Raw genomic sequence first — 25,570 nt, 5'->3', positions numbered from 1 at the left:
GCGCTCACACCGTCCAGGAGGGTTCGAGCTGCACCACGTCGCCCGCGATCGCCTGGACGTCCGCGGCTATCTGGGCCCGCAGCGCCAGCCGCTCCACCCGCTCCGGGCGGTACTTGCCGCGCTCGGCCGCCGACTGCCACATCGACAGGACCAGGAACTCCTCGCCCGGCGCGCGGCCCACCATCCCCCGCAGCATCCCGGGCGAACCGGCCATCGCCGGATTCCAGACCTTCTCCTGCATGAGCACGAAGTGCTCCACCCGCTCCGGGCGCACCTGGCAGTGCGCCAGCCGCAGCACGTCCGCGTCCCCGAAGGCCGGCCGGAAGCCCACCTTCACGTCGAATTCGTGCTCGAACAGCCGGACTTGCGGGTCCTTGTAAGTGCCGCTCTGGGCGGCCGCCAGCCGGTCGTGCGAGCGCGCCATGAAGGAGTCGTAGAAGGCCCGGCTCTCCCAGAAGCCGATCAAGTGCGCCACGCCGGGCCGGGACCGGCTCCAGCCCCCGGCCTGTCCGCGGAAACCGGGCTCCCCCAGGAGCCCGGCCCATTTGCGCTGCCCCCGTTCGAACCCTCGGCGGTCCACGACGGTAAGGCGAATCCACTTGACCAGCACCGCGCCATCGTACGGCCCGGTGGCCACGGGTACGGCTGGACGCCGGCTTCCCGCCGCCCCGAACTCCCTTACGGGAGCGGATCGATGGGCGTCGGTACGCCCAGGCGACGCTCCACCTCTTCTGCGGCCGCCAGACACAGGTCCTCCCGGTAGGCGCGACCGATCAACTGCACGCCGTAGGGGAGCCCGTCCACCACCCCCGTCGGCACCGCCACCGCAGGCACTCCCACGAAGCTGGTCGCGGTGCACAGCCGCATGGCGTTCTGCACCCGCCGATGGCTCTCCGCGTCCCGTGACTCCTCCCCCGGCGGGAACGGCGGCTCGGTGAACACCGGCGCCAGCACCAGCGGCCAGGCGTCCAGGAACGCCGCCCAGTCGCGTTGGACACCGAGCCGCGCGCCGGTCAGCCGCAGGTACTCCGGCAGCTCCGCGGGGGCGGCATCGCCCATCCCCAGCTCGATGTAGCGGTGCCCGCCCTCGCCGAGCAGCGGCTTGACCCTCGGCCAGGTGGTGGCGAACTCGCTCCGGGTGAGGCGCCCGTACACCTCCACCGCGTCGTCCAGCCGCGGGACGTCCATCCCCTCGCACACCTCGTAGCCGGCGTCCCGGAGGGCGTCCGCGGCGCTCTCGACCGCCGCGCGGACGACCGGGTGGACACCGCGGCCGCCCGGGTCGGCCACCACCGCCACCTTGAGGGGACGCGGCAACGGCTCGCCGTACAGGGGCACCGGTACCGCCCTCGGGTCGCGCGGGTCGGCCCCGGCGAGCACCTCGTAGGCCAGTCGCAGATCGTCGACCGTACGGGCCAGCGGTCCGTCGGTGACGAGGACCTGGGCGGCGAAGGAGGGATCGTCCGGCCCGATGCGGTGGTCGGCGGCGAACCTCCCGTAGGTCGGCTTCAACCCCGCGACACCACAGAAGGACGCCGGGATGCGCACCGACCCCCCGGAGTCGTTGCCCAGGCCCAACGGGGCCATCCCGGTGGCCACCGCCGCGCCGTCACCGCCACTGCTACCGCCCGGGGTGACTTCGGGGTTCCACGGGTTGACGGTGTCCCCGTACAGCGCGCTGCGGGTGTGCACCCCGGCGAGGATCATCGTCGGCATGTTGCTGTGCCCGATGGGGACGGCGCCGGCGGCGCGCAACCGGGCCACCGGGGGCGCATCGGCCCGGGCCACGAGGTCGCGGAACCGCTCGACCCCGAAGGTCGTCGGCACGCCCTCGATGGCGGTGGTCTCCTTGACCGTGAACGGCACACCGGCCAACGGGCCCAGCGCGACGCCCGCGGCACGTCTGCGGTCGGTCTCCGCGGCGGCCGCCCGCGCCCGATCGGCGAGCAGCTGGGTGACGGCGTTCACCGTCGGATTGACCTCGTCGATCCGCGCCAGATGAGCCTCCACCAGCTCCGCCGCGGTCACCTCCCCGGCACGCACCGCCGCCGCCTGGGCGCGGGCCGGCATCTTCCACAGCGCATCGCGCATCTCCGTCAGACCTCACCGTTCGTCGTCGTCACGTCGTCATCACGACGTCGCCGCACCGTCGTCGACCACCGGCACCGGCCGACCGCCGCCACCACGACCCGACGTTCCGATGCATGCGCATCGCTACGCCGTCATCGTACCCTAGCAACCGATACGAACGCATCGGAAAGAGCGGGGTGCCCGGATGCCCAGACAGGTGGACCACGAAAGCCGGCGCCGGCAGATCGCCGACGCCGTGTGCCGACTCGCCGACGAGAGCGGCCTGGAGGGCGTGACCCTCAGGGACGTCGCGGCCCGCGCCGAGGTGTCCATGGGGGCCGTTCAGCGCTGCTTCCGCACCAAGGAGGAGATGCTGGTCTTCGCACTCACCCACATCGGTGAGCAGATCACCGCCCGTGTGACGACCCAACTGACCTCCTCGCCCGCCCAGTCGGCCCGCACGACGCTCGGGCATGCGGCAACCGAGGTCGCACTCCTGCACGAGCAGCGGCGTGCCGAGGCACGCGTCTGGCTGGCCTTCGTCGCCCAGGCCGCGGTCACCCCGCGCCTGGCCGCCATCCTGCGCGCCAGTTACACCGAACTCCAGGACCTGTTCGCCCGGTTGATCGCCGGGGCCACCGAGACCGCCGCCCCCCAGCGCGCCGCCCGCGCCCTCCTCGCCCTCGCCGACGGCCTCACCACCCACGTCCTGATCGGCCACCTCTCCCCCACCGAGGCACTGGACGTCCTCGACGACCACCTCACACACCTGTGGGGCGAAGCCACAGGGTGACGCCCCACAGAACGGGAAGCGCACCGAGCTGCGGATCGACCGAAGTTGACGGAAACAGCAAGACGAAAGCGGCAGGACGAGAGCGCGCTCAGCACATCGGCCCCTCGTGCCCGGCGCAATACATCTCATTGCACCGAGGCGCCGAGACACATTGCACCGACGACAAAGACGGCTTTGCAGCGAGCGCGTCAACGCCCGCGGAGCGCGCCGGTCTTACCGGGCCCGCGTCCACCGCCACGTGGCACGATGGTCGAACACGGGGAAATCCCGGGGAGTTGCCCGCAAACGCGCGGACGGGCTGGGCCACGGGAGCTGACGGAAGGGGACCCGGTGAGCACGTTCAACAAGGGGATCGAAAAGGTCGTGGTGGCGCTCGGATGGGACCCCAGCCCCATCGGTGAGCCGGACATCGACCTGGACCTCATCGCGGCGACATACACGGCGGACGCACCGCACGGCGAGCCGGCCTATCTGGTGCACTTCGACAGCCGATCGCCGGACGGGACCATCACCCTCAACCGCGACAGCCGCACCGGCCAGGGATTCGGTGACGACGAAGTCATGACCCTGGAGCTGGAGCGCCTGTCGGAGCACTACTCCCGCGTCGTGGTGGGTGTGGTGATCCAGCAGGCACACGGCCGCAAGGTCTTCTGCGAGGTGGCGAACACCCTCATCGAGGTGCGCGAGGGGTACACCAAGCTGGCGCGGAACGACTTCGCCGGGGTGCCGGAGGCGACGGCCGCGGCGGTCGCCGAGTTCACGCGCGACGCGTCGGGCGAATGGCGGTTCCAACCCGTACTGCGCGGGTTCGACACCGACCCGGAGGGATTCGCCAGGCTGATGGGCGCCTGAAGCCCGAGGCGGTCGACGGCAAACGGGAGGGGAGGCGGTAACGAACCGCCTCCCCTTCGGCGTTCGACCGGACCGTCGCGCCGTCACCCGCCCACCTTCATACGACGCCGGTGGGCCGCGACCCGCTCCCGGGTGGCACAGGCCGTCGAACAGTAGCGACGGGCACTCCCCGGACCGGTCCCCAGATACAGGGTGATGCAGCCGGAGGCCGCGCACTCGCCCCAAGGAACGCGACCGCACTCGGTCAGGATCTGGGCCAGCGCCAGCGCACTGGAGGCCAGGAACCAGTCGCCCCAACCTGCGTCGTCACCACGGTCGACGTGCAGATGCCAGGGATGACCGCCGTGCCGGGACAGCCGCGGCCGGGCCCCGCAGGCGGCCATCAGCTCATTGAGGGCATGGGCGGCTCGATCGGTGTCGGTTACGGTGAGCAGACCGGCGATCCGGGCCGCGGCGCCGCGCAGTTCGTCGGCATCGCGCTCCGAGAACGCCTCCTCGGTGAGGTCGTCAGCGCTCTCCCCATGCCGGCCGAGAAGCGCCACGAGAGCCTCGCGCGGCAACTCGGGGGCCGCACGGACGGCATTGGCGAGATCGATCATCCACTCCGCGGGTCGAAAACCGTGCGGTGCGATGCCACCGCCGGCCGCGTTGCCACTCCCCATCCCTGTCACCATCCCCCATCTCCCGTCTCGCGCGCGGTACTTGACCCCGGTCAAGCCCACTCCACTGCGATCCGGGACCGCCCCGTCTCCGTAACGGCTTATTACAGTAAGCCGTTACGGAGACCTGGGAAAGGAAAAGACCGGCCGTGCACACCGATCACCATCGCGCCCGATTACCGCGCTATCTGGCCGTCGCCCTGCTCGCCCGGTTGGCCGAGGAGGGCATGGCCGTGGCGGTCGTGCTGCTGGCACTCGACCGCACGGGCAGCGCCGCCCAGGGGGCGTTCGTCCTCACCGCATGGATGGCGCCGCACGTCCTCGCCGCTCCCCTGGTGGGCACCCTCGCCGGGCGGACACGGCGCCCCCGGCTCTTCCACATGGCGGCGCTGGGCGGCTTCGCCGCGGCCATCGCGGCGCTGGCGCTGCTCACCGGACGGGCCCCTGCCCCCGTGACGTCGGCCGTAGCCGTCATCGGCGGCAGCTGCGGCCCGGTGGTCTCCGGTGGCCTGTCGGGGATGATCGCCGCGCTGACCCCCGCGGGACCGCCCCGCGACCGCGCCTACGCGCTGGACGCCGCGGTCTACAACGCCGCGTCCGTGACCGGGCCGGCCGTCGTCAGCATGGTCGCCGGGCTGTGGGCGCCGGGGCCGGCGACGGCCCTGCTCGCCGGTGCGGCGATGGTCGCCGCCGGACTGGCCCTGGGGCTGTTCCCCGGGAACCGGCCGTCCGACGCCCGTCCGCCTCGCCGCGAGCCCGCCCCGGACGCGTCGCGCTCGGGTCCGGCGGCGGGGCTGTCCGCCGTACTCCGCGTCCGGGAACTACGAGCGATCACCGCGGCCACCTGTCTGGCGTTCGTCGGGATCGGTGGGCTGACCACCACCACGGTGCTGCTCGCCGCCCACCGGGGGCACCCGGGCAGCGGCGGCGTCCTGATGACCGCGTTCGCCGCCGGGGCACTCGCCGGGTCGCTGGCGATGGCTCGTCGGCAGTCCGGTGCGCCGGCGCAACTGATGGCCACCGCCGCCCTGTTGGGCACTGGGGTGGCCCTCGCCGGCGCCGCGCTCGTCCCCTGGCCGGCGGCCGTCATGGCGCTGTTCGTGCTCGCCGGACTCTGCGACGGCCCGCTGCTGACCGCGACGCTACGGATCCGGGCCGACCACGCCCCGGCTGACGTACGAGCCCAGGTCTTCACCCTGGGCGCCGGCTTGAAGATCACGGCAGCGGCCTGCGGAGCCGGGCTCACCGGACTCGCCGCCACCCTCCCGCCACCCGCGCTGCTGCTGGGGATCGCCACCCTCCAGTTCGCCGCCGCGCTGCTCCACGCCCTGCTGCTGGCCCCGGGCGGACGGCCCACCCCGACGCCCCACTCCCCCTCAGGCCGCAACCCTGGATCCGCGCCCTGGGACAACGCGCCAGAGAGGCCGACGGGCGACAGGAAGGAGATGACGAGAAGGAGATAAAGCGAGAAAGAGAGAAAGGGGACAGGCAGGACGGCGACAACAGCAGCAGCACCTCACCACAATCCCCCGCCCCGATCACGACCGGCCCCGAATTTCTGTCAACACCCCAATACCCCGGCACCTCAACACCCCCAACTCCCCACCCCCACAACACGATTCACCATTCCCCCAGCCCCCTATGCCCCTGGCATAACCACTTGCCCCACGGTTCGCCCCCGCCAAGGATTACGCCCATGCCTGTTCTCACCGCGTCCGACGGGACCGTGCTCGCCTATCACCTCGCCGGAAAAGGCACGCCGCTGCTCTGCCTTCCCGGCGGCCCCATGCGTGCCTCCGCCTACCTCGGCGATCTCGGCGGTATGGCGGACCACCGCCAATTGATCCGGCTCGATCTGCGCGGCACCGGTGAATCCGGCATTCCCGCCGACCCGGCGAGCTACCGCTGCGACCGGCAGGTGGACGACGTCGAGGCGCTGCGCGCGCACCTCGGGCTCGAACGCATCGATCTTCTCGCGCACTCCGCCGCCGGCGATCTCGCCCTGCTCTACGCGACCCGGTTCCCGCGGCGGATCCGCAGTCTCACCCTGGTCACCGCCCGGGCCCGGGCCCTGGGCATCGACTTCACCGAAGCGCATCGCCGGGAAGCGGCGGCGCTGCGGTCCGCCGAACCATGGTTCCCGGACGCGTACCGCTCCTACGAGGCGGTCTGGGCCGGCACCGCCACCGATGCGGACTGGGACGCCATCGGCCCGTTCTTCTACGGCCGTTGGGACGCGGCAACCCAGGAGCACGCCGCGTCCGAGGTCCCCCAGACCAACGAGGAGGCCGCGGAGCGGTACGCGACCGCCGACGCCTTCGACCCGGCGGCGTCGCGGGCCGCGCTGGCCTCACTGGACGCGCCGGTGCTGCTCCTCACGGGCGAGCGGGACAGCGGGCCGCTGCCCCGGGTGGCCGCGGAGATCGCCGCACTGCTTCCCGGCGCCACGCTGACCGTCCAACCGGGCGCCGGCCACTTCCCCTGGCTCGACGACCCGGAGCGCTTCACCCGGACCCTCATGGATTTCCTCCCCCAGCCCGGCTGACGAGCGGGCCCCCACACGCCAGAGCGGTGGAGCCGGGTCTCCCCGTCTCCACCGCTCTGATCGCCAGGTCCGTCCTGGTCGTCCCCGTCGGACGCCCCGGTCAGCTCAGGCCCGCCGCCCGATCACCGACCGACGCCCCTCGGCGCCCCAGGGCCGACCGGCTCAGCTGCACCCGCTGGTCGAGCCGCAGCCCTCGCAGAGGTAGCAGCTGCCGGCCCGCTGCATCTTGGTGCCGCAGGAGAAGCAGAGCGGGGCGTCGGCGTTGATGCCCAGCTGCATCTCGACCAGCTCGGCGTTGGTGTGCGCCTGCTTGGGGGCCGGTGCCGCGGTCTCCTCGACGACCTTGGCCGTCGGCGCGGACTCCTGCCGCGGCTCGATCTGCCGCGGCGCGGACTGGGCCAGGCCCTCCACGTCGACCTCGTCGTCGGGCAGCTCGTACGAACCGGTCTCCAGGTGGCGCTGGCGCTCCTCGACGGAGTGGATGCCCAGTGCCGAGCGGGTCTCGAACGGCAGGAAGTCCAGCGCCAGGCGGCGGAAGATGTAGTCGACGATCGACTGCGCCATCCGCACGTCCGGGTCGTCGGTCATACCGGCCGGCTCGAAGCGCATATTGACGAACTTCGAGACGTAGGTCTCCAGCGGCACGCCGTACTGGAGGCCGACCGACACCGCGATGGAGAAGGCGTCCATCATGCCCGCGAGGGTCGAGCCCTGCTTGGACATCTTCAGGAAGACCTCGCCGAGACCGTCGTCCGGGTAGGAGTTGGCGGTCATATAGCCCTCGGCGCCGCCGACCGTGAAGGAGGTGGTGATGCCGGGACGGCCCTTGGGCAGGCGCTTGCGGACCGGGCGGTACTCGACCACCTTCTTCTCCGCGGCCGGCTCGGCCTCGGCCTTCTTCTCCGCTTCCTTCTTCTTGGCGGAGAGGGGCTGGCCGACCTTGCAGTTGTCGCGGTAGATCGCGAGCGCCTTCAGGCCGAGCTTCCAGCCCTGGAAGTAGACGTCCTCGATGTCCTCGACGGAGGCCGACTCCGGGACGTTGACCGTCTTGGAGATGGCACCGGAGAGGAACGGCTGGGCGGCCGCCATCATCCGGACGTGGCCCATCGGGGAGATGGAGCGCTCGCCCATGGCGCAGTCGAAGACCTCGTAGTGCTCGGGCTTGAGGCCGGGGGCGTCGATCACGTTGCCGTGGTCGGCGATGTGGGCGACGATCGCCTCGACCTGCTCGGGCTGGTAGCCGAGCCGCTTGAGCGCCTTGGGGACCGTGTTGTTCACGATCTGCATGGAGCCGCCGCCGACCAGCTTCTTGAACTTGACCAGCGCCAGGTCCGGCTCCACACCGGTGGTGTCGCAGTCCATCATCAGGCCGATGGTGCCGGTCGGGGCCAGCACGGACGCCTGGGCGTTGCGGAAGCCGTTCTTCTCGCCGAGGTGGAGCACGTCCTGCCACGCCTCGGTGGCCGCGGCCCAGACCGGGGTGTCCAGGTCGTCCATGCGCTTGGCCACGCCGTTGGCGTCGGCGTGCTGCTTCATGACGCGCTTGTGGGCGTCGGCGTTGCGGGCGTAGCCGTCGTACGGGCCGACGATCGCGGCCAGCTCGGCGGAGCGCTTGTAGGAGGTGCCGGTCATCAGCGAGGTGATGGCACCGGCCAGCGCGCGGCCGCCGTCGGAGTCGTAGGCGTGGCCGGTGGCCATCAGCAGTGCGCCGAGGTTGGCGTAGCCGATGCCCAGCTGACGGAAGGCGCGGGTGGTCTCGCCGATCTTCTGGGTCGGGAAGTCCGCGAAGCAGATGGAGATGTCCATCGCCGTGATGACCAGCTCGACGACCTTGGCGAACCGCGCGGCGTCGAAGGACTGGTTGCCCAGGTCGTCGTCGCGGAGGAACTTCAGGAGGTTGAGCGAGGCGAGGTTGCACGAGGAGTTGTCCAGGTGCATGTACTCGCTGCACGGGTTGGACGCGGTGATGCGGCCGGACTCCGGCGAGGTGTGCCAGTGGTTGATGGTGTCGTCGTACTGGATGCCGGGGTCGGCGCAGGCCCAGGCGGCCTCGGCCATCTTGCGGAACAGGCCCTTGGCGTCGACCTCTTCGATGACCTCGCCGTTCAGCCGGCCGCGCAGGCCGAACTTCGAGCCGGACTCGACGGCCTTCATGAACTCGTCGTTCACGCGGACCGAGTTGTTGGCGTTCTGGTACTGGACGGACGTGATGTCGTCGCCGCCCAGGTCCATGTCGAAGCCCGCGTCGCGCAGCGCGCGGATCTTCTCCTCTTCCTTGACCTTGGTCTCGATGAACGCCTCGACGTCGGGGTGGTCGACGTCCAGGACGACCATCTTGGCCGCGCGGCGGGTGGCGCCGCCGGACTTGATGGTGCCGGCGGAGGCGTCGGCGCCGCGCATGAAGGAGACCGGGCCGGAGGCGTTGCCACCGGAGGAGAGCAGCTCCTTGGAGGAGCGGATACGGGAGAGGTTCAGGCCGGCGCCGGAGCCGCCCTTGAAGATCATCCCCTCTTCCTTGTACCAGTCCAGGATCGACTCCATGGAGTCGTCCACGGAGAGGATGAAGCAGGCGCTGACCTGCTGCGGCTGCTGGGTGCCGACGTTGAACCACACCGGGGAGTTGAAGCTGAAGACCTGGTGGAGCAGGGCGTAGGCCAGCTCGTGCTCGAAGATCTCGGCGTCGGCCGGGGAGGCGAAGTAACCGTTCTCCTCGCCGCCCTTGCGGTACGTCTTGACCACGCGGTCGATGAGCTGCTTGAGGCTCGACTCGCGGGCCGGGGAGCCCACCGCACCACGGAAGTACTTGCTCGTGACGATGTTGACCGCGTTCACCGACCAGAACTCGGGGAACTCGACGCCACGCTGCTCGAAGTTGACCGAGCCGTCGCGCCAGTTGGTCATGACGACGTCACGGCGCGCCCACTCGACCTCGTCGTACGGATGCACGCCGGGGGTGGTGTGGATGCGCTCGATGCGCAGACCCTTGCTCGCCTTGCTGCCCTTGGCGCGGGAGCCGCGTGCCGGGCCGCTCGTCGTCTCTGTCATTCCGCCTCCCTGTATACGGGCAAACGCCCATATGTGCCCACAAATTCCGTGGCACGGTGTATGTCTTTCCGGAGTCGGGACGCCCTGCTCTCGTCCCGGCTCAGGTCTGGATGCTCGCCGAGCTCTAGTCGGCAGCGGTGGCGGGCACGGGAACGGCCGGCTCGCCGGCCTCCTCGTCGGCCCCGCCGTGCGCGGGCGGCCCCTGCTCGCGCTGCTCCCGCAGCTCGGCGATGGCCGCCTCGAAGTCCTCGAGTGAGTCGAACGCCCGGTAGACGGACGCGAAGCGCAGGTACGCGACGAGGTCGAGTTCCTGCAGCGGGCCCAGTATGGCGAGCCCGACGTCGTGGGTGGTCAGCTCCGCGCTGCCGGTGGCGCGCACCGCCTCCTCGACCCGCTGGCCGAGCTTGGCGAGGGCGTCCTCGGTGACCGGGCGCCCCTGGCACGCCTTGCGCACCCCCGCGATGACCTTGGTGCGGCTGAAGGGCTCGGTGACCCCGCTCCGCTTGATCACCATGAGCGAGGCCGTTTCGACGGTGGTGAAACGGCGGGAGCAGTCGGGGCACTGGCGGCGCCGGCGGATCGCCGTCCCGTCGTCCGTGGTGCGGCTGTCGACGACCCGGCTGTCCGGGTGCCTGCAGAAGGGGCAGTGCATGGCTCCACCCTCCTCACCCTCGAAAACGGACGCACGCCGACGGAACCGGCGTACGGTGACGGAACCTCCGGCCGGTCCGTACGGGCCCTTCGGAGCAGCCACAAGCATAGGCGATCCGTGGGGCCCGACGGACCCGGCACCACAACTTGTAGGCGGCCGACCGCATCTAAGCACTAGATGTGGTGTCGGGGTGCTTATATCTGCCTACCGCGTGTCGCCACGGGGGGCCGGCGCGCAGCGCCGTCGTCCGGGGGCGGAGGCCGAGCACCGGCCGGGCCGGCGGACCGCCCAGAAGCGTACGGGAAGCCACCCGGCGCGGGGACAACAGGGGCGGGATGACAGAATCGGCGGCGCCGCGGCGGACTGCCCGCCGCGGTACCGTTCGCCGCTTTTCGGGACGGGAGCCGACCGGCATTCCGGACAGCAATCCGGACGGGAATCCCGGGCAGGACGTCCCGGAGGCCCGAATTGCCATTCGGCCATACACCGCACTGCTTGATCAGGTCAGCCAATCGCGGAATTTTTCACTCGAACGTGTGTTTGGCGCAACCTTTCGAAAGCAACTACCGTTGGCTAACTAGGGAGAACATTTCGAGAGGGGCCGACGTGACCACCACCGCAGACAGCGCGACCATCACCGCACAAAGCCACTCCCCGAGCCGATTCGAGCAACCGCAAAGGGCATCGCGGCCGATGGACGAGACCACGTCGGACTCCGAAGAGCACAAGCCGACTCGTTCGCTGCCGGGACGCCCCCCGGGTATTCGCGCCGACAGTTCCGGCCTCACCGACCGCCAGCGCCGGGTGATCGAAGTGATCCGGGATTCCGTGCAGCGGCGCGGATATCCACCGTCCATGCGGGAGATCGGCCAGGCGGTCGGCCTCTCCAGCACGTCCTCCGTCGCCCACCAGCTGATGGCACTGGAGCGCAAGGGCTTCCTCCGGCGCGACCCGCACCGCCCGCGGGCGTACGAGGTCCGCGCCTCGGACCAGCCGACGAGCACGGCGACCGAGACCGCCGGCAAGCCCGCCGCGTCCTACGTCCCGCTGGTCGGCCGGATCGCGGCCGGCGGCCCGATCCTGGCCGAGGAGTCCGTCGAGGACGTCTTCCCGCTCCCCCGGCAGCTGGTCGGCGACGGCGAGCTGTTCGTGCTGAAGGTCGTCGGCGACTCCATGATCGAGGCGGCGATCTGCGACGGCGACTGGGTCACCGTCCGCCGTCAACCGGTCGCGGAGAACGGCGACATCGTCGCCGCCATGCTCGACGGCGAGGCGACCGTCAAGCGCTTCAAGCGCGAGGACGGCCACGTCTGGCTGCTGCCGCACAACGCCGCGTACCAGCCGATCCCGGGCGACGACGCGACCATCCTGGGCAAGGTGGTGGCGGTGCTCCGCCGGGTCTGACCCCGCCCTCACGACCGGGCCCCGGGACGGAACCACTGCGCCGGTTCCGTCCCGGGGCTCTGTTTTGCGCCTAAGCCGGCGCCGCTCTCGCGGACGGGGTGCTGTTCGGTGGGGGTTGCTCCATTGATGGTTGCGGTACAAGCCTGAGGGTGGCGGTACAGACCCGGGTCGGCTACTCCTGCGCCTTCGCCGCGGCATCGATCGCCGCCAACGACCTGCGGACCTGGTTGCGGTCGGTCGTGTACCAGAAGTCCGGCATGGACTTGCGGAGGAAGGAGCCGTAGCGGGCCCGCTCCACGCGCGGGTCCAGCACCGCCACCACACCGCGGTCGCCGGTGGCCCGGACCAGACGGCCCGCGCCCTGGGCCATCAGCAGCGCGGCATGCGTCGCCGCGACCGCCATGAAGCCATTGCCGCCGGCCTCCTCCACCGCCTTCTGCCGGGCGCTCATCAGCGGGTCGTCCGGCCGCGGGAACGGCACCCGGTCCATCACCACCAGCTGGCAGTTGGGACCCGGGACGTCCACGCCCTGCCAGAGCGAGAGCGTGCCGAACAGGCACGTCCGGGCGTCCGCGGCGAACGTCCGGATCAGCTCGCCGAGGGTCTCCTCGCCCTGGAGCAGGACCGGCATGTCCAGCCGGCCGCGCATCGCCTCCGCCGCCGCCTGCGCGCCCCGCATCGACGAGAACAGCCCCAGCGTCCGCCCGCCGGCCGCCTCGATCAACTCCGCCAGTTCGTCGAGCATGTCGTCGCGGCTGCCCTCCCGGCCCGGCTGGGCGAGGTGCTTGGCGACGTAGAGGATGCCCTGCTTGCCGTAGTCGAAGGGTGAGCCGACGTCCAGGCCCTTCCACACCGGCTCGTCCTCGGTCGCGGTGCCCTCCGGGCCCAGGCCCAGCGAGGCGGCCACGCCGTTGAAGTCACCGCCCAGCTTGAGGGTGGCGGAGGTCAGCACCACGGAGCGGTCGGTGAAGAGCTTCTCCCGCAGCAGCCCGGAGACCGACAGCGGCGCCACCCGCAGCGACGCACCGCTGGGCCGGTACGCACCTCCGCCGCGGTGCTCATGGCGCTCGTACCAGACGACGTCGTACTCGGAGCCGCCCGCGATCCGCTCGGCGACGTCGTGGACGGTCTCCACCGAGGCCAGGGCCTGCTTGCGGACGGCGTCCTCGTCCTGGACGGACTTGTCGCGGGTCGAGCCGAGCGCACTGATCACCGTGCGGGCCGCGTCCCGCAGCGCCATCAGGCAGTAGCCGAGGTCCTCGGGGATCTCCTCCAGGCGGCCCGGGAGCGCCAGCTCCATCAGGCGCTCGAAGGTCTCGGCGGCGGTCTGGAGCTGGTCGGCGACCTTCTCGTCGACCAGCTTGGCGGCGCGGCGCACCGCGCGGTTGACCTGGCCGGGGGTGAGCTCGCCGGTGGCCACGCCCGTCACCCGGGAGACCAGCTCATGGGCCTCGTCGATGATCAGGACCTCGTGCTGCGGCAGGACGGGGGCGCCCTCGATGGCGTCGATCGCCAGCAGCGCGTGGTTGGTGATCACCACATCGGCGAGCTTGGACCGTTCCCGGGCCGCCTCGGCGAAGCACTCCGCGCCGTACGCGCACTTCGACGCGCCCAGGCACTCCCGGGAGGAGACCGAGACCTGGCCCCAGGCGCGGTCCGAGACGCCGGGGGTCAGATCGTCGCGGTCGCCGGTCTCGGTCTCGTCCGCCCAGTCCCGCAGTCGCAGCAGGTCCTTGCCGAGCTTGCTGGTCGGCGCCGCCTGCTCGAAGACGTCGAAGAGGCCCTCCTCCTCGTCCTGGGGGGCGCCCTCGTGGAGGCGGTGCAGGCAGAGGTAGTTGGAACGGCCCTTGAGCATCGCGAAATCCGGGCGGCGGCGGAGCTGCGGATGCAGCGCCTCGACCGTCCGCGGCAGATCGCGCTCGACGAGCTGGCGCTGGAGGGCGAGGGTGGCCGTGGCGACCACCACTCGCTCGCCGTGGGCCAGCGCCGGCACCAGATAGCCGAGGGACTTTCCGGTGCCGGTGCCGGCCTGCACCAGCAGATGGGCCTGGTCGTCCACGGCCTCGGCGACGGCCTCGGCCATGGCCACCTGGCCGGGCCGCTCGGTGCCGCCGACGGCGGAGACGGCGGCATGGAGCAGATCGGGGAGAGAGGGCTTCGTCATAGCGCTTGCAAGCCTACGCGGGACCGCTGACAGCGCGGGCCGGTCCCGCGGGGTATCCCGGTCACGGTGCGTACAGGGGGTTGGGGACGGTGCCGTGGACGGCGGCGTGCGGGCGGTCGCGGCGGTCGCGGTAACCGTCCACATGCAGTCGGTTGCGGTTCAGGCACAGCCGCTCGATCTCCGGGGTGAGCAGGTCGAAGGTCTCCTGCCGCTCCTTGAGGTGCGGGAAGCGCTCGTGGTGGCGCAGGATCTCCGCCCGGACGAGTGACCAGAACTCGTCCTCGGGAACGCCGAGTTGGTCCTCGCAGAGCGGCGCCAGATAGCGGAAGACCCCGACGAAGAGGCCGGAGTGGATGAACTGGGTGAGGAAGGAGGGCGGTTCGGTGAGCAGCACCGCCCGGACGTCGCCCGGCATGGCGTCGTGCTCGGGCAGCGGCTGGTCGCTGGTGTTGACGTCGTCGACGAAGTCCTTCATGGCCAGGCGGGTGGGGACGTCGTGCTCGTCGAAGACGACGATGGCGTTCTCGCCGTGCGGGGAGAAGACCGTGCCGTACTGGTAGAGGAAGTGCAGCAGGGGCGGCAGCAGCGCGGCGAACAGCCGGGCCAGCCAGGCCCGTGGGGGCAGGCCGGAGCGGTGCACCAGTTCCGCGGTCAGGGCGCGGCCGGCGGGGTCGGTCTGCAGCAGGGACGCCAGGGTGCGGGCGCGCTCCCCCGCCTCCAGGTGGGCGGCGAGCGGCTCGCGCCAGATGCAGCCGAGCAGTTCCTTGTACTGGTACGGAACCCCGGGCAGCCGGTCGTAGAGGGGGTGCTCGACGGTGACCGAGGCGGTCTCGCCGAGGAGGATCACCCGGGTCTCGTCGCGCAGATACGTATCGCCGTCGCGCAGGCCGTGCACCCAGGCGGTGACGGCGGGGGCGGCGAGGGTGCGCTCGGTGGGCAGGCCGCGCCAGACCAGGGTGTTGAGGATGGACAGCGGCAGCTTGACGGTCCGCGCCCGGGGGCGGGTGAGGTTGAGGAAGGTGCGGATCGACTGCTGCGGGAGCCGGAGGTCGTTGTCGGTGGGCAGCGGGATGAGGGATCCGTCGGCGAGTTGCGGGGCGAAGAGCGGGGCGATGGTCTCGTCCCACTGCCAGGGATGCACGGGGAGGTAGAGGTAGTCGGCCGGGTCGCGGCCGGCGTCGGTGAGGGTGCGGGCGAAGGTGTGCCGGGTGGCGGGGGCGAGCTCCTCGCCGTAGAGGAGATCGGGGGTGGCCAGGGCGGGAACGCCACGGTAGTGGGCGATGCGGCGGTGCGCGGCGAGCCAGGGCAGCGGCTGCGGGGCGCGGGCCTCGGGCGCCCAGGTCTCGGCGTCGGTGGCGGAGAAGCCGAGCCGGCCCTTGTTGGCGACGAGCCAGGGGTGGCCGGTCTGGTGGCCTTCGAGGGCGGCGTAGTCGAGGTCGGCGAGGTCGGCGGCGCTGAGCGCGGTGGCGTCCAGGCGGGTGTCGGCGGCGAGGGTGGCGGTCAGTTCGCGGATGAGGTGGCCGGTGGTGTCGCCGGACAGGCCGAGGACGGTGTCGTGGGCGTGAGTGAGGAAGCGCAGCGGATCGGCGTGCGGGGTGATCGAGTGCGGGTCGATGCGCCAGTGCCCGTAGGCGCTTCTGCGGGCGGTGAAGCGGTAGGTGAGGTCGTCGGTGACGGGCAGGCGGTAGCGGGGCGTGCCGTCCGGGGCGGTGCCGTCGGGTTCGGGGGTGAGGATCTCCTCGTAGGAGAACTCCGCGAGGGTCTTGGCGAAGAGCCGGCGGGCGGCGCGCCGCCAGGCGTCGTCCGACGGGATCCGGCCGGGCGCGGCGGGGGCGGTGGGACGGGACACAGGAGACAAGGTGGGACTCCTCGGGACGGGACCGGCCCGGCACGTGCGGGGGACAACCGGACCGGCGGGGTGGATGGCGGACCGGACCGGGGCCGTCGACGGACGGCCCCGGAGTCAGAGCCGGTGGCGGTGCGCGCGGTCGCGGATCATCAACGCCGCGCGCTTCTCGGGGAGTTCGATCTCCTCGGCGTAGCGGAAGCCGGCGCCGAGGAACGCCGCGACGGAGCCGGTGTTGCGCAGGTCGGGCTCGGCCAGAACGCGCGCGCAGCGCGGGCGGTGGTCGAGGACGAGGTCGGCGGTGGCGCGCAGCAGCGCGGTGCCGAGGCCGCGGCCGCGGTCGCCGCTGCCGCCGATGAGCAGGTGGATGCCGGTGTCGTGGGGCCGGGCACGGTAGTAGCCGGCGAGGCGGTCCAGGTCGGCGCGGTAGATCTCCCAGTAGCTCATCGGGACGCCGTCCAGGACGCCCAGGCAGGGCACGCTGCGGCCGTCGCCGTCCAGTTGGGTGCGCAGATGGGCGGCGGTGGTCTCCGGGGGGCCGGCCAGCTCCCAGAAGGCGGCGACGGCCGGATCGTTCATCCAGGCGGTGATCCGGTCCAGGTCGCGGTCCGGCTCCACGGGGACGAGGGCGAACGGCCCGGCGGGGGTGTCGGCCGGCGGCCAGCCGGCGAGGTCGTCCAGCAGCGGGCCCGCGGCCGGGGTGGGGGCTGCGGGCGGCGTCGCGCCGGGGTGGGGCGCGGGCGGGTCGCCGCGGGTGTCGTCCGGCGCGGAGGTGGGGCCGGATGCGGTCGAGGGCACGTGACGCTCTCCTGTGGGGCTGGGGGACGACAGGGTCTAGAGCGCGAGCGGGTTGGACAGGGTGACGTAGACGGACTGGGTGTCGACGGGGCCGACGAGCTCGTCCAGGCCGTGCAGCCGGGTGGCGAGGTTGGCCTTGCAGCGCAGGGTGCGGGCGGAGAGCAGCAGCTCCGGCAGGGTGGAGCGGTGGGCCCGGGGGGCCGTGGCGGCGTCGGCGAGGAAGCGGCGGAAGGCGGCGAGCAGCACCTCCTCGCGGATCAGGCGGGCCGCGCCGAACGCCCCGATGAGACCGAGGACGTTGTTGATGCCGAGGTAGTAGGCGAAGCGTTCGTCGGTGACGTCGTCGGCGACGAAGGTGTCGCTGGCGGCGCCGATGCCGGGCAGCCGGCGCTCCAGTTCGGCGCGGCGGGAGGCCCGGAAGTAGTAGCCCTGGTTGTCGCGGTAGCGGCCGCCGGCCGGCCAGCCGTCGGCGTCCAGCAGGACGAGGGTGTTCTGCTGGTGGGCCTCCAGGGCGACGCCGGCCGTCCCGTCGAGCCAGAGGACGGGCCGGACGACCGCTTCGAGGTAGCGCAGGAACCACTCCGTGGCCACCGCGCCGGCCGGCCGCCCGGTGCGGGCGCTGAGCGCGCCGACCACGCTCTCCAGCCGCGAGCGCATCGCGCCGTGGTCGGGCCAGGGGCGCGGTGCGGTGAGCCCGGCGATGCAGACGGCGTCCTCGTCGGGGCCGAAGGGCTGGTGGCGGATGACGACGTCGAAGCCCTGGACGGGGGTGCCGTCCGGGCCGTCGACGGCGAGGTAGGCGGGGTCGCGGACGATGTCGAAGCCGGGGGCGGCGGGGAAGGCCGCCTGCCACTGCGCGGCCAGGCCGGTGCGCAGCAGCCGGTGGACCTCGACGCCGCGCAGCAGCTCCTTGCGGAGGTTCTCCCGGCGGGAGTTGGTGATGCGGACGCCCAGCGAGAGCTTGAGCATCGCGGGTGCGCCGGGGCGGCAGACCGTGCGGACGGAGGAGGTGGGGTACCAGTGGGGTCCGTGCGGGCCGAGGTCGTGCAGCAGTCCGGCGTCGCGCAGCGCGGCGGTCTCCGGGCGGGCGGCGAGGTCCCGGGCCTGCCAGGGGTGGAGCGGCAGCGGCACGGTGCCCTCGGGGAGCGGCAGTCCGTCGCCGGCCAGTTCGGCGGCGAGTTGGGCGGCCGGTACGGTGCGGCCGCGCTCGGTCCAGGCGGAGTCGGTGGCGACGGCGGAGGGGTCGACGGCCATCCAGTGGAGCGGGAAGGCGCCGCGGAGTTCGGGCGAGTAGGCGCCGAGCTCGGCGTCGGTGAGGCCCTCGCGGCTCTTGGGCGTGGGGTGCAGGGGGTGGCCCAGGAGGAGAGACTGCTCGGCGTCCAGGAAACGGGAGCCCGGCTCCTCGGCGGGGCGGGCGCGCCGGTCGGCGATGAACAGGGCGGTGTTCCGTACGGAGTTGGCGACCCGGCCGACCAGTTCGGCGCCGTCGCCGTCCGGGGCCTGCGGGGTGTCGTCCGCGGCGGGCGGTTCGTCGCCGTCGGCGACCCGGTGTTCGCCGCCGTCCGAGGCCCGCCGGTCGCCGCCGTGCGCGGCCTCGCGGCGCAGCAGGGCGGCGAGGGTGACGGCGTCCAGCGGGGCGGAGCCGGGCGGGGTGCCTTCGAGGGCGGGGGCGCCCAGGCGGTGCCAGCCGGTGGCGGACCAGTAGCGGACGGGGATGTGCAGGGCGGTGGCGCTGGCGTGCAGCGGGAGGCGCAGCCGGCCGGCGACGGGGCGGGCGGTGCCGTGTTCGCGGAGCCAGCAGCGCAGGAGGTTCTCGATGCCGGCGGCGTCGGCGGCGACGGCCGGGTCCGGGTGGTCGAGGGGGTCGGCGTCGGGGTGACGCACGGGGTCGGGCCGGCCGGGGGCGCGGTGGCCGGCGGCCGGGGTCTGCTGGTGGCAGGTGTCGTCGCCGGGGCGGCGCCCCTGGCGGGGGACGGACGGCTCGATGAGGCCGGCGCCCTGGTGGGGGGCGGGGAGCCGTTCGGCGGCGTGGGTGCCGTCGGAGCCGGGGCGTTCGTTCATGCGGGGGTGCCTCGCAGTGTGGTGGGGGACGATCCCGGGGGCCCGGGGGTGGTGCGGACGGCCGCCGCGATGGCGTCGGCGAGGCGGTCCAGGACCGCGTCCGCCTGTTCGTCGGTGAGGGTCAGGGGCGGCAGCAGCCGGACGACGGCGGAGTGCCGGCCGCCGAGTTCGACGATCAGGCCGCGGTCGAGGCAGGCCCGTTGGACGGCGGCGGCCAGCACCGGGTCGGCGGGGCGGGCGCCCAGCGCGTCGGCGCCGGCGTCGCGGTCGACGAGTTCCAGGCCGAGCATCAGGCCGCGGCCGCGGACGTCGCCGATGCAGTCGTGGGCGGCGGCCAGTGCGCGCAGCCGGGCGAGCATGGTGGCGCCGAGCTCGGCGGCGCGGGCGGCGAGGCCGTTGCGGCGGACGTAGGCGAGGGTGGCGGTGCCGGCGGCCATGGCGAGCTGGTTGCCGCGGAAGGTGCCGGCGTGGGCGCCGGGGCGCCAGGCGTCCAACTCCTCGCGGTAGACGATGACGGCGAGCGGGAGGCTGCCGCCGATGGCCTTGGACAGGACCAGGACGTCGGGCACGATGCCGCTCTGCTCGACGGCCCAGAAGGTGCCGGTGCGGCCGACGCCGGTCTGCACCTCGTCGACGATGAGGGGGACGGAGCGGGCGGCGGTGATCTCGCGCATCCGGCGCAGCCAGCCGTCCGGGGCGGGGATCACGCCGCCCTCGCCCTGGACCGGTTCGAGGATCATCCCGGCGGGGCGGGGCACCCCGCCCTTGGGGTCGTCGAGGAGGTTCTCGGTCCACCGCGCGGAGAGTTCGGCGCCGCGTTCGCCGCCGACGCCGAAGGGGCAGCGGTAGGCGTAGGGGTAGGGCAGCCGGGTCGCGCCGGGGTGCCGGGCGCCGCCGGAGGCGGTCAGGGCGTCCGCGGTCATGCCGTGGTAGGCGCCGGAGAAGGCCAGCAGGCCCTCCCGGCCGGTGGCGGTGCGGACGAGGGTGAGGGCGGCCTCGACGGCGTCCGTGCCGGCCGGTCCGCAGAACTGGATCCGGCCTTTTTCGGCCAACTCCCCGGGCAGGGTGGCGAACAGCTCGGTGACGAAGGCGTCCTTGACCGGGGTGGCGAGGTCGAGGATGTGCAGCGGCGCGCCGGAGTCGAGGACGGTGCGGATGGCTTCCAGGATCACGGGGTGGTTGTGGCCCAGCGCAAGGGTGCCGGCACCGGAGAGGCAGTCGAGATAGCGGCGGCCGTCGGCGCCCTCGATGGTCAGCCCGCGGGCGCGCACCGGGACGATCGGCAACGAGCGCGCATACGTACGGGCGGCGGACTCACGCAGGGCCTGGCGGCGCAGGATCCCCTCGTGGGCCGGCGGTGCGGCCGCCGGCACGGTTTCGGTCAACGCCACGGCAGTTGTGTCCTCCTGCTGGTGAACTGTCGGGTACCGCGCGGGCCCGGCGGGCAGCGGCCGTCCCCCGTACGTACCAACGACGGCACCCGCGCGGGAACACGGCCGAGGGCAAGATCCTTGACGTCGGGAACCAGGGCCCCGAGTACCGCCGTCCCTCCGAACACCGGCATAGTGGGGGGCTGCACCCGGATCTTGCGGTTCATGACAAGAGCCGGACGGGGGCACCACTCATGAGCCGCACCGGCTCAGCCCGTTTGACACAGGGGGAGAACCACCCATGCGATCGATACGTCGGCCCGTGCTAGCGGCCGCCGCCCTCACCGCCATCGTGGCGCTGACCGCGACCGGCTGCGGCCCGTCCGGCGACAACGCGGACGCCAAGCCGTCGGAGTCGGCCCAGGACACCTCGGGCGGGGGTGCGATCAAGATCCCCAAGGACCTCCAGGACAAGCTCAAGGAGCACGGCGTCGACCTGGACAAGTGGAAGAACGGGGAGTGGAAGAACTGGGACAAGGACAAGTGGCTCCGCGAGGCCGGGGAGTTCATCAACCCGGTCATCAAGAACTTCTGGGACCCGGACAAGATCAATAAGGTCAAGCCGCCCCAGGACCCGAGCAAGACCTCGGACATCACCGAGGACCAGGGCAAGACCGACCCGGAGCCGACGGCCGTCCCCGCGCGCTCGGTGCAGACGCCGTACACCTCCACCGCGCCGGGCATCGGCCTGCTGCTGTTCAGCACGCCGAAGGGCGAGTCGCGCTGCTCCGCCACCGTGGTCAAGGACCCGGCCCACCCGGGCAAGTCCAACCTCGTGTGGACCGCGGCGCACTGCGTGCACGCCGGCAAGAACGGCGGCTGGTACCGGAACATGATGTTCGTGCCGAACTTCAACCGGACCGGCGCGTCGGCCGCCCAGATGAAGACCACGCCGTTCGAGGACCGCGTCCCTTCCGGCAAGTGGTGGGCGGACGACATGGCGACGTCCAAGGAGTGGATCGCCGGCGGCGGTGACGTCCCGGGCGTGCCGATGGCTCCGTACGACTTCGCGCTGATGCACGTGAAGCCGGAGGAGAGCACCGGCGGCAAGTCGCTGGAGGAGATGGCCGGCGGCGCCTACGCGGTGGACTTCAGTGCCCCGGCGATGTCGAAGATCCCGAGCCTGACGGCGCAGGGCTTCCCGGCCGAGCCGCCGTTCGACGGCGCGACGGAGCAGTCCTGCACCACCAAGCCGACCCGGCTGACGATGGACGCCAAGAAGCCGACCATGTACCGGATCGGCTGCACCATGACCGGTGGTTCGTCCGGCGGCCCGTGGTTCATCAAGGGCGCGGACGGCAAGCCGGTGCTGATCTCCAACACGTCGATGGGGCCGCGTCCGGCCCAGTGGCTGGCCGGCCCGCACCTGGGCACCGAGGCCAAGTCGATCTTCGACGCGATGAGCAAGAAGTGGGCGAACCAGCAGTAGCGACGTGACGGACGGGCGGTGCCGGGCGACGGCGCCGCCCGCCCGTACACCGCGCACGCACCACCTCTGCGGTACACGGCGAAGGCCCGCCCCCGGGGAATCCGGGGACGGGCCTTCGCCGTATGTGCGCCGGGCGCGGACCGGCCGTCAGGCGGCCGGGACGAACGGCCGGAACTCGGCGGCCAGTTCCTCATGGACGCGGGCCTTGAGGACCGTGCCCTCGGCGGTGTGCTCCTCGGAGAGCACCTCGCCCTCGGCGTGCGCCCGCGCGACCAGTGCGCCCCGGGTGTAGGGCACCAGCACCTCGATCTCGACCTGCGGACGCGGGAGTTCCGCGTCCAGCAGAGCCCGCAGCTCCGCGATGCCCTCGCCCGTGCGGGCGGAGACCACCAACGCGCGCTTCTCCTGGCGCAGCAGCCGCTGGAGCGTCAGCGGGTCGGCCGCGTCGGCCTTGTTGACGACCACGATCTCGGGCACCTGGGTGGCGCCGACGTCGCGGATCACCTCGCGGACCGCGGCCAGCTGCTCCTCCGGCACCGGGTGCGAGCCGTCGACCACGTGCAGGATGAGGTCGGCGTCGGCGACCTCCTCCATCGTGGAGCGGAACGCCTCGACGAGGTGGTGCGGCAGGTGGCGGACGAAACCGACGGTGTCGGCGAGGGTGTAGAGCCGCCCGGTGGGGGTCTCGGCCCGCCGGACGGTCGGGTCCAGGGTGGCGAACAGGGCGTTCTCCACCAGGACGCCGGCGCCGGTGAGGCGGTTGAGCAGGGAGGACTTGCCGGCGTTGGTGTAGCCGGCGATGGCGACCGAGGGGATCTTGTTGCGCCGGCGCTCCTGGCGCTTGACGTCCCGGCCGGTCTTCATCTCCGCGATCTCCCGGCGCATCTTCGCCATCTTCTCGCGGATCCGCCGCCGGTCCGTCTCGATCTTGGTCTCACCGGGGCCACGGGTGGCCATGCCGCCGCCCGCCGAACCGGAGCCACCGCCACCCATCTGCCGGGACAGCGACTGACCCCAGCCGCGGAGCCTGGGCAGCATGTACTGCATCTGTGCCAGCGAGACCTGCGCCTTGCCCTCCCGGGACTTGGCGTGCTGGGCGAAGATGTCGAGGATCAGGGCGGTCCGGTCGACCACCTTGACCTTGACGACGTCCTCCAGGTGGATCAGCTGGCCCGGGGAGAGCTCACCGTCGCACACGACGGTGTCCGCCCCGGACTCCAGCACGATGTCGCGCAGCTCCAGGGCCTTGCCGGAGCCGATGTAGGTGGCCGGGTCGGGCTTGTCGCGGCGCTGGATGACGCCGTCGAGCACCTGGGCGCCGGCGGTCTCGGCCAGCGCGGCCAGCTCGGCGAGGGAGTTCTCCGCGTCCTGCACCGTGCCGGAGGTCCAGACACCGACGAGCACCACGCGCTCCAGGCGCAGCTGGCGGTACTCGACCTCGGTGACGTCCTCGAGCTCGGTGGAGAGCCCGGCGACGCGGCGCAGCGCCGCACGCTCGGAGCGGTCGTACTGGTCGCCGTCGCGCTCCCCGTCGATCTCGTGGCTCCAGGCGACGTCCTCTTCCATCAGGGCGTCGGCCCGAAGGCTCTCGGGGAGGCGCTGCCGGTCCTGCGGAAGGGAAGAAGAGGAGGTCATTTGATCCTTTGCGTCGTAGGGAGCCCCCCGGGGACCGGTGGGTCCCGTCGGGACTGGAATGGCTGTGCCGTTCGGTCTGCTCAACGTCCGGGCCGGCCGGGAGATTCCCGGGCCGGCCGGCGGTTGTCGGCCCGTTGATGGTCGCACGGCCCGGAGACGGGCGTCACGCGGGTTTTCCCGTACGGGCGGAGCGCTGCCGCCCGTACGGGGGCGCGGGCCGCCCGCCCCCGGCGCCGGTCACCGCTTGTGGAGGTGCGCGGCACTCTTCGTGGTGGCCGCGCGCGGCGCCGCCGACTGCGGTGCGGCGCCCTTGGCCTTGCTCTGCGCGGCCACCTGCGGCTTCCACTCGGGATGGCCGGGCATCGCCGGGGTCTTGGCACCGTAGAGCCACTCCCAGAGGAAGCCGGAGAGGTTGTGGCCGTAGATCTCGGAGGCGAGCTCGATGAAGTCCGAGGTGCCGGCCACGCCGTCGTGGTGCCTGGACACCCACTCCCGCTCCAGGCGGTCGAAGCCGGCCTGGCCCATCTTCTGCCGCAGCGCGTACAGGACCAGGGCGCTGCCGTCGTAGATCACCGGGCGGAAGATGCTGATCTTCCGGCCGTGCTCAGGGATCTTGGGCAGGGCCGGCGGGCCACCGTCGGCGCGCCAGCTGTCGGACATCTCGTACGCCTTCTTCATCCGCGCCTCGAAGGAGACCCGCTGGCCGCCCTTCTCCTGGGCGTAGAGGGCCTCGTACCAGGTGGCGTGGGCCTCGTTGAGCCAGACGTCGGACCACCGGCGGGGGCTGACGCTGTCGCCGAACCACTGGTGGGACAGCTCGTGCACCATCACCGACTCCACGTACCAGTCGGGCAGCTGGGCGGTGGTGAACAGGCGCTTCTCGAAGAGCGAGAGGGTCTGGGTCTCCAGCTCGAAGCCGGTGCTGGCGTCGGCGACCAGCACCCCGTACGCCTCGAACGGGAACTTTCCGACCTTCCGCTCCATCCAGGCCACCTGCTCCGGCGTCTTGGCGAGCCAGCGGGCGAGCGCGGGCTTGGCCGACGCCGGGACGACGTCGCGGAGCGGCAGACCGTGCGGGCCGCGCTGCGACAGGACGCTGGAGCGCCCGATGGAGATCTGGGCCAGCTCGGTGGCCATGGGGTGGGCGGTGCGGTACGTCCAGGTGCGGCGCGCGGCGCGGCCGCCGGCGTCGACGGGCAGGCCGTTGGCGACGGCCACCAGCCCCTCGGGCACGGTGATGCGGAAGGTGAACTGGGCCTTGTCGGAGGGGTGGTCGTTGCACGGGAAGACCCGGTGCGCGGCGTCGGCCTGATTGGCCATCGCCAGGCCGTCGTTGGTGCGGATCCAGCCGCCGTTGCCGCGGCCGCGCGGGTCGCTGGTGTGGTGCACGACGATCCGCAGGTCCTGGCCGGGCGAGATGTGCGCGGCCGGGGTGAGCACCAGGTCCTCGCCGGCCTGTTCGTGCCGGGCGGGCTTTCCGTCGACCGTGACGGAGCGCACGGTGCCGTCGGCGAAGTCGAGGTTGAGCCGGTCGAGGTTGGCGGTGGCCCGGGCCTTGATCGCGGTGACCATGTCCAGCGGGCGGTCGTTGCGGCCCGCGTAGTCCAGGGAGATGTCGTACGCGGTGACGCGGTAACCGGGGTTGCCGAGCGACGGAAAGAGGCGGTCGCCGATGCCCTCCGGCTCGGGTGGCTGCGGCGCGGCCGCGGCGATCGTGGCGGCGACCGCGAGCCCGAGGGCGGTGGCCCGGCGGGGAATCCGGCCGCGGCGGGCCCGGGGGCGGTCCCGGCCGGGGGCGGCGGAGCGGTCGGCGGCGGTGGTGCGGTCGGCGGCGGGCCCCTGGGGCTCGCAGGACGAACGGCGCAAGGGAAGGGACATGCGCTACCGCTATCAGCGCGGCCTGCCCGCCCGTGGACGGCACGGCACGACGGCACCCGAACGGGCGGCACCTCGGCCGTCCCGCTTGCGCCCGCATGCCTGATCTGCCCTTGATCGGTCGGATTGCGGGCGCCCGGCCTCTTGGGGGTGCCCTAGGGCGCTTCTGACGGATCTCCGTGGAGGAAGGAGCGGCGTCTGGTGCGTGCTCTCGCAAGGCGCCGGGATGTCTTCATAGCGGAGCTATGGAGGCATTTCGGCAACGCCACGAGAGTGCGTGCCAGACGCCGCGACGCCGCGGAGATCCGTCAG

18 protein-coding genes are annotated in these 25,570 nt (G+C 72.4%); 6 read left to right on the top strand and 12 right to left on the bottom strand.

The annotated features are described in order from the left end of the window. Nucleotides 1–4: 4 nt before the first annotated feature. Nucleotides 5–610: a YdbC family protein gene (locus B073_RS0111580; protein ID WP_026247279.1), complete on the bottom strand. Its 606-nt coding sequence runs from the start codon at nt 608–610 to the stop codon at nt 5–7. A gap of 68 nt (nt 611–678) precedes the next feature. Beyond that, nucleotides 679–2,091: an amidase gene (locus B073_RS0111575; RefSeq protein ID WP_018538258.1), complete on the bottom strand. Its 1,413-nt coding sequence runs from the start codon at nt 2,089–2,091 to the stop codon at nt 679–681. A gap of 184 nt (nt 2,092–2,275) precedes the next feature. On the opposite strand from B073_RS0111575, the gene B073_RS0111570 reads away from it, so the two are divergent. Together B073_RS0111570 and B073_RS0111565 are read left to right on the top strand one after the other, a co-directional pair. Further along, nucleotides 2,276–2,863 carry a TetR/AcrR family transcriptional regulator gene (locus B073_RS0111570; RefSeq protein ID WP_026247278.1) on the top strand — a complete coding sequence of 196 codons (588 nt, stop codon included), beginning with the start codon at nt 2,276–2,278 and terminating at the stop codon, nt 2,861–2,863. Nucleotides 2,864–3,193: 330 nt separating this feature from the next. Then, entirely contained in the window at nt 3,194–3,715 is a 522-nt protein-coding gene (locus B073_RS0111565; RefSeq protein ID WP_018538256.1) for a TerD family protein, read from the top strand. A gap of 83 nt (nt 3,716–3,798) precedes the next feature. On the opposite strand, the gene B073_RS0111560 is transcribed toward B073_RS0111565, so the two are convergent. After that, nucleotides 3,799–4,377 (bottom strand): CGNR zinc finger domain-containing protein, encoded by a 579-nt coding sequence (locus B073_RS0111560; RefSeq protein ID WP_051093986.1) that lies wholly within the window; start codon nt 4,375–4,377, stop codon nt 3,799–3,801. Between the two features lie 146 nt (nt 4,378–4,523). On the opposite strand from B073_RS0111560, the gene B073_RS0111555 reads away from it, so the two are divergent. Together B073_RS0111555 and B073_RS0111550 are read left to right on the top strand one after the other, a co-directional pair. Next, nucleotides 4,524–5,837 carry an MFS transporter gene (locus B073_RS0111555; protein ID WP_018538254.1) on the top strand — a complete coding sequence of 438 codons (1,314 nt, stop codon included), beginning with the start codon at nt 4,524–4,526 and terminating at the stop codon, nt 5,835–5,837. A 233-nt stretch (nt 5,838–6,070) separates the two neighbouring features. Continuing rightward, nucleotides 6,071–6,919 (top strand): alpha/beta fold hydrolase, encoded by an 849-nt coding sequence (locus B073_RS0111550; RefSeq protein WP_018538253.1) that lies wholly within the window; start codon nt 6,071–6,073, stop codon nt 6,917–6,919. Between the two features lie 162 nt (nt 6,920–7,081). On the opposite strand, the gene B073_RS0111545 is transcribed toward B073_RS0111550, so the two are convergent. Both B073_RS0111545 and nrdR read right to left on the bottom strand, forming a co-directional pair. Beyond that, entirely contained in the window at nt 7,082–9,964 is a 2,883-nt protein-coding gene (locus tag B073_RS0111545) for a vitamin B12-dependent ribonucleotide reductase (RefSeq protein ID WP_018538252.1), read from the bottom strand. Nucleotides 9,965–10,088: 124 nt separating this feature from the next. After that, nucleotides 10,089–10,616 carry a transcriptional regulator NrdR gene (gene nrdR, locus B073_RS0111540; protein WP_018538251.1) on the bottom strand — a complete coding sequence of 176 codons (528 nt, stop codon included), beginning with the start codon at nt 10,614–10,616 and terminating at the stop codon, nt 10,089–10,091. A gap of 606 nt (nt 10,617–11,222) precedes the next feature. On the opposite strand from nrdR, the gene lexA reads away from it, so the two are divergent. Then, nucleotides 11,223–12,020 (top strand): transcriptional repressor LexA, encoded by a 798-nt coding sequence (lexA, locus tag B073_RS0111535; protein ID WP_026247276.1) that lies wholly within the window; start codon nt 11,223–11,225, stop codon nt 12,018–12,020. Between the two features lie 172 nt (nt 12,021–12,192). On the opposite strand, the gene B073_RS0111530 is transcribed toward lexA, so the two are convergent. The 5 genes from B073_RS0111530 to B073_RS0111510 all read right to left on the bottom strand — a co-directional run bounded on the left by B073_RS0111530 (nt 12,193) and on the right by B073_RS0111510 (nt 20,280). Further along, nucleotides 12,193–14,184, bottom strand: a complete 1,992-nt coding sequence (locus B073_RS0111530; protein ID WP_018538249.1) for an ATP-dependent DNA helicase — start codon at nt 14,182–14,184, stop codon at nt 12,193–12,195. Nucleotides 14,185–14,245: 61 nt separating this feature from the next. Beyond that, entirely contained in the window at nt 14,246–16,033 is a 1,788-nt protein-coding gene (locus B073_RS0111525; RefSeq protein ID WP_018538248.1) for an IucA/IucC family protein, read from the bottom strand. Nucleotides 16,034–16,147: 114 nt separating this feature from the next. Continuing rightward, nucleotides 16,148–16,828 carry a GNAT family N-acetyltransferase gene (locus tag B073_RS0111520; RefSeq protein ID WP_018538247.1) on the bottom strand — a complete coding sequence of 227 codons (681 nt, stop codon included), beginning with the start codon at nt 16,826–16,828 and terminating at the stop codon, nt 16,148–16,150. A gap of 36 nt (nt 16,829–16,864) precedes the next feature. Next, entirely contained in the window at nt 16,865–18,889 is a 2,025-nt protein-coding gene (locus B073_RS0111515; protein ID WP_018538246.1) for an IucA/IucC family protein, read from the bottom strand. Continuing rightward, nucleotides 18,886–20,280, bottom strand: a complete 1,395-nt coding sequence (locus B073_RS0111510) for a diaminobutyrate--2-oxoglutarate transaminase family protein (protein ID WP_018538245.1) — start codon at nt 20,278–20,280, stop codon at nt 18,886–18,888. Before B073_RS0111510 ends, B073_RS0111515 begins: the two co-directional genes overlap by 4 nt. 280 nt (nt 20,281–20,560) lie before the next feature. On the opposite strand from B073_RS0111510, the gene B073_RS0111505 reads away from it, so the two are divergent. After that, nucleotides 20,561–21,748 carry a trypsin-like serine peptidase gene (locus B073_RS0111505; RefSeq protein WP_026247274.1) on the top strand — a complete coding sequence of 396 codons (1,188 nt, stop codon included), beginning with the start codon at nt 20,561–20,563 and terminating at the stop codon, nt 21,746–21,748. A gap of 147 nt (nt 21,749–21,895) precedes the next feature. On the opposite strand, the gene hflX is transcribed toward B073_RS0111505, so the two are convergent. Beyond that, nucleotides 21,896–23,383: a GTPase HflX gene (hflX, locus tag B073_RS0111500; protein ID WP_018538243.1), complete on the bottom strand. Its 1,488-nt coding sequence runs from the start codon at nt 23,381–23,383 to the stop codon at nt 21,896–21,898. Nucleotides 23,384–23,620: 237 nt separating this feature from the next. Next, nucleotides 23,621–25,261, bottom strand: coding sequence for a M1 family metallopeptidase (locus B073_RS0111495; protein WP_018538242.1), 1,641 nt, complete (start codon nt 25,259–25,261; stop codon nt 23,621–23,623). Between the last annotated feature and the right edge of the window lie 309 nt (nt 25,262–25,570).

Origin of the sequence: Streptomyces sp. MspMP-M5, from assembly GCF_000373585.1 — a bacterium.
Classification (GTDB): Bacteria; Actinomycetota; Actinomycetes; order Streptomycetales; family Streptomycetaceae; genus Streptomyces.
Note: the sequence above shows the minus strand (reverse complement) of the source record. Positions and strands in the feature narration are given on the sequence as shown.

Excerpts from the sequence above, each read along its gene's own strand:
- B073_RS0111575 (WP_018538258.1), bottom strand. The coding sequence starts at position 2,091 with ATGCGCGATGCGCTGTGGAAGATGCCGGCCCGCGCCCAGGCGGCGGCG.
- B073_RS0111570 (WP_026247278.1), top strand. The coding sequence starts at position 2,276 with ATGCCCAGACAGGTGGACCACGAAAGCCGGCGCCGGCAGATCGCCGAC.
- B073_RS0111560 (WP_051093986.1), bottom strand. The coding sequence starts at position 4,377 with ATGGGGAGTGGCAACGCGGCCGGCGGTGGCATCGCACCGCACGGTTTT.
- B073_RS0111550 (WP_018538253.1), top strand. The coding sequence starts at position 6,071 with ATGCCTGTTCTCACCGCGTCCGACGGGACCGTGCTCGCCTATCACCTC.
- B073_RS0111545 (WP_018538252.1), bottom strand. The coding sequence starts at position 9,964 with ATGACAGAGACGACGAGCGGCCCGGCACGCGGCTCCCGCGCCAAGGGC.
- nrdR (WP_018538251.1), bottom strand. The coding sequence starts at position 10,616 with ATGCACTGCCCCTTCTGCAGGCACCCGGACAGCCGGGTCGTCGACAGC.
- B073_RS0111530 (WP_018538249.1), bottom strand. The coding sequence starts at position 14,184 with ATGACGAAGCCCTCTCTCCCCGATCTGCTCCATGCCGCCGTCTCCGCC.
- B073_RS0111515 (WP_018538246.1), bottom strand. The coding sequence starts at position 18,889 with ATGAACGAACGCCCCGGCTCCGACGGCACCCACGCCGCCGAACGGCTC.
- B073_RS0111505 (WP_026247274.1), top strand. The coding sequence starts at position 20,561 with ATGCGATCGATACGTCGGCCCGTGCTAGCGGCCGCCGCCCTCACCGCC.
- hflX (WP_018538243.1), bottom strand. The coding sequence starts at position 23,383 with ATGACCTCCTCTTCTTCCCTTCCGCAGGACCGGCAGCGCCTCCCCGAG.
- B073_RS0111495 (WP_018538242.1), bottom strand. The coding sequence starts at position 25,261 with ATGTCCCTTCCCTTGCGCCGTTCGTCCTGCGAGCCCCAGGGGCCCGCC.